Here is a 3,943-nt window from a genome sequence, read left to right as displayed (position 1 = left end):
ATTATGTCAAATGGGCTGTTTCAAACGGACGCAGAACGCATTCGCTGGCATGTCGTAACGGGGAAAGAAGTTGAACCAATCACGGTACAGGGAGCTATGGAACAGGCAGAGGCGAGCCGATTAAAAGCGTTTGATCGAGCCTTAAAAAATATGATAAAAGATGAGTTAGAAAAACAGGGCCAACTGCTGCTTTTCGTATGTTCTCTCGAAACGAATGGCGGGTTTCTTCTCGAAGAAACAATAGGCACCCAAGGCAGCCATGAGGTTCATCAAGAAATTGTGAATACTGCGATGGCGAGAATGTTCAATATCGCATATATTTTTCAGCTCATCGTTAATCGTATTTCATTGTTTATCAGATATAAAAATACAAATTATCTGCTTGCTTACCAGATTTTTAAATGGGTTTCTTATCTGAAACTCAGGTTAATAAAAACTAATTTGTGGCTCTTACTTAACGGAAATAAAATGACGGTTTATCCTGGACGGAGCCTTTATGGTGATTGATCCGGATGCCCTTTCCTCAACGGCCTCCTGAAAAAACGATCTTCAACTAAACGGAGAGAATGCTCTCCTTTTTCCGCAAGAACAAGTGTAGTTTTAGCAATATTTAACTGGCGAAAGAAAGGCAATATCGTTTTTTATTGTATTTTTAGTTGTTTTTATAATGAATACGAGATAATGGGTTCATTGAATGTTTGTACCGTAAGTCACACCGGCTTATGTAAAACCGGAATCCCAGTATGCTTTTCGAAATATCGCAGTTTAGCGAACTATTGTTTACAAAAATTATAATTAATCACTGGTTTGTATATCATTAAAAAATTAATCATGAGAAAATTAAAAAAAATTCCTTTGACTGATGTGGAGAAAAATTTTCCGGTTTTGAGCGAAGAAGAAAAGAGTATAATTTGGGGTGGTGGCGGTGACGGTGTTTATGGTAATAACGGTGGAAATAATGGGAATGATTATTACTGGAGTCAAACAGAACATGGTTGGTTTACAACAACTACCACTTCCTATTATAGTGGACAATATGCAAATGATTATTATGATTCTAATTCAGCAAGTAGTCATTATACAAATCAGATAATAGCTGCCATGGCTGTGGGTGCAGGTTGTGTGAATGCGTATTTGGGTGCCGGGATAAGTGTTTTTGGAATTTTAAATGCACAACAGGCGTATGCTGTTTGCAACGCAATTAATAAAGCCGCAAGAACAGGAGGGGTAAAAGTTGTACGTTCTTCGTCTCCAAATGGTTATGGAGGTGCGTCTGTCACTGCTATCTATGATAGTCAAGATAATCTGATATACTCTTATTAATGAAAAAGTTTATGGCAAAGCAAGGTTCTGTTTGGCGAAAAGTTATTTATTCTGCAATATTGATAATGAGTTCGTGTGCTACTATTTTTGGGTTGTATCAAATATTCTATAATAATCACCGGTATTCTGTATTCATTTTCGCATTGGGATTAATAGGTATTATGTCATTTATGAAGAAAACTATATTCAAGTTATTGGTCGTAATTCTTGGACTGATTATTATATTATTGAGTAAACCACCTATTATTCATCCTTTCTAAATAAAACAGCGATAGATTATCCTGACAGTTACCCTACTGATAAGAGGCAGTATAAGGATAAAATAACGATTGTTGTTCATTAAATACTTGGGCGTCAAAAGTGCATAAGTTATAAAAACAATTAAGGTTTTAACGATTATATGCCTGATGATGTCGGCATCCATCGGGCTGAATGCCCAGACGGTCACTAAAAATGACATAATACTAAAATATACGGATATATTGACAAGTAGCGGAGACAGTCTTTTGGAAATCAACCAAAACACGAATACTGGATTCCTTTTACAAAATCGGATTTTGATATAGGGTCTGGAGAATTTTATCCAAATCCAAAATATAAAAATAATGGATGGCAAAAATACGGTTCTTCGGAAGAAGAATGGTGAAAAAGAACTTAATAACAAACATAAAATAAATGCACCGCCCAAAGATATCCGTATTGATCCTGCTCTATAATTCAGGGGCATTTTTGAGGGAAACTATCGACAGTGTGTTGGCTCAGACTTTCAGCGATTTCGAGCTGTTGCTGATGGACGACGGTTCCAGTGATGACACAGCCGATATTGTAAGGACATACAAATATCCGCGTATCCGGTATGAACGTTGTCCCCACGATTTTTCCGGGACATTCAACTGGGGCTTGTCCCAAGCAAAAGGGAAGTACGTCGCACTGTTTGATCACGACGACATCATGGTGCCAAACCGCCTGCAGGTACAGTTCGATTTTATGGAAACTCATACCGATATTGTCGCCTGCGGCGCCTGGATGCAAGAGTTTGGAGTTTCTTCAAATAAGTGGCTTTCCGTTAGCGAATATGACCGGATAATATTGGAATTTATTGGCCGAAAAGCCATTTATATGTGTAATCCCACACTGTTTATCCGTAAGGAAAGTATAGATAATCACAACTTACAATATAAACCGGGTTATTATTTTCATGCAGATATCAAATTCTGGTTTGATACTATAAAAATAGGCAAGGTCGCCAATATTCCTGAAATTTTAGTCTGGTACAGGACTTCCAAGACACAGACCAGTAAGCAGACCCGTTTGGAATTGCAAAAAACCGCCGAAGTAGTTTTCCATGAGCTTATTGACTACCTGTTCTCTGGGCTGGACGATAAAGAAGAAGTAAAGTCTTTGTTGATTAAAGACGTTATGCCTGTAATAAAAGAGATGACCGATCTATCCTTTTTTTCGAGCAATATTTATTTTTCACTTATGCGGGAAATTATCGAAGGACTATATAAAAATGGGTTCATCAACCTGAAAGAACCGCTTTCCTCACAACTTCAATACAATGAATAAGATGCCCGCTCCTGTCATATCTGTTTTGATCCCGCTTTACAATTCAGCGGCTTTTATACGCGAGACCATCGACAGTGTGTTGGCTCAGACTTTTAGCGATTTTGAGCTGTTGCTGATGGACGACGGTTCCAGTGATGACACAGCCGATATTGTAAGGACATATAAAGATCCGCGTATCCGGTATGAACGTTGTCCCCACGATTTTGTCGGGACATTCAACCGGGGAGTGGACATAGCCCGGGGCAAATATGTCGCACTGCTCGACCATGACGACATGATGGTTCCCCGCCGTCTCCAAATGCAATACGATTTTATGGAATCCCGTCCCGATATCGTGGCTTGCGGGGGAATCATGCGGACTTTCGGCAAAATCTCGATAGATTGGGTTCCGGTGCTTGAATATGACCGGATCATCCTGGAATATTTAAGACGGAGGACTGGTCCGGTATTTAACCCGACTTGTTTTTTCCGCAAGGAGGTCATCGATAAATACAATATCCGTTACAGGCGGGGTTATCATTTTGCCGTTGATACCAAGTTTTGGACGGATGTTGTCAAAATCGGAAAAATTGAGAACATGCCTGAAATACTGGTTTGGTACCGGACTTCCGACACACAGACAAGCCGGGTCACGTTACCGGAATCTTTCAAGTCATCCCATGTGATATATCAGGAGTTCATCGACTATCTATTATCCAAATTAAATGACAACGAGGAAATAAAACCTAAATTGACGGAAAGGTTTATGCCGGCCATGAAGAAATTGACGGAATTATCCCTATTTACGTCAGACCTCTATTTTCTTTTTATGAGGGAAATCATAGACGGGTTGTATCAAAACGGATTCTTGAACTTAAAGGAACCTTTGGGTTTGTAATTTTTACACAATGGAAAATATTAAAATCTTTTTAAGTCACATTGCGGACAGTTTTTACAGGGAAAGAGCAATACCTTATTTCCCTGGGTTATATCGTGGAAAGATCGGGATCGCCGTATTCTTGTGCCATTATGCCCGTTGGTCCCAACAGGAGATATACTGCGATTTCGCTTT

General features: G+C 39.2%; 3 protein-coding genes and 1 pseudogene. 3 read left to right on the top strand and 1 reads right to left on the bottom strand.

The window, feature by feature from the left end:
• Positions 1 to 165: 165 nt before the first annotated feature.
• A pseudogene (locus D7D25_RS18645) lies at positions 166 to 342 on the bottom strand (IS982 family transposase); the annotation flags it as partial.
• Between the two features lie 489 nt (positions 343 to 831).
• Between D7D25_RS18645 and D7D25_RS17350 the strand changes: the two are divergent.
• The 3 genes from D7D25_RS17350 to D7D25_RS17335 all read left to right on the top strand — a co-directional run bounded on the left by D7D25_RS17350 (position 832) and on the right by D7D25_RS17335 (position 3,769).
• Entirely contained in the window at positions 832 to 1,323 is a 492-nt protein-coding gene (locus tag D7D25_RS17350; protein WP_122970176.1) for a hypothetical protein, read from the top strand.
• Positions 1,324 to 1,998: 675 nt separating this feature from the next.
• Positions 1,999 to 2,892, top strand: a complete 894-nt coding sequence (locus D7D25_RS17340; RefSeq protein WP_122970174.1) for a glycosyltransferase family 2 protein — start codon at positions 1,999 to 2,001, stop codon at positions 2,890 to 2,892.
• Positions 2,885 to 3,769 (top strand): glycosyltransferase family 2 protein, encoded by an 885-nt coding sequence (locus D7D25_RS17335; RefSeq protein ID WP_122970173.1) that lies wholly within the window; start codon positions 2,885 to 2,887, stop codon positions 3,767 to 3,769. Before D7D25_RS17340 ends, D7D25_RS17335 begins: the two co-directional genes overlap by 8 nt.
• Positions 3,770 to 3,943: the final 174 nt, after the last annotated feature.

It is taken from the genome of Proteiniphilum sp. X52 (assembly GCF_003712195.1).
Taxonomy (GTDB): domain Bacteria; phylum Bacteroidota; class Bacteroidia; order Bacteroidales; family Dysgonomonadaceae; genus Proteiniphilum.
Note: the sequence above shows the minus strand (reverse complement) of the source record. Positions and strands in the feature narration are given on the sequence as shown.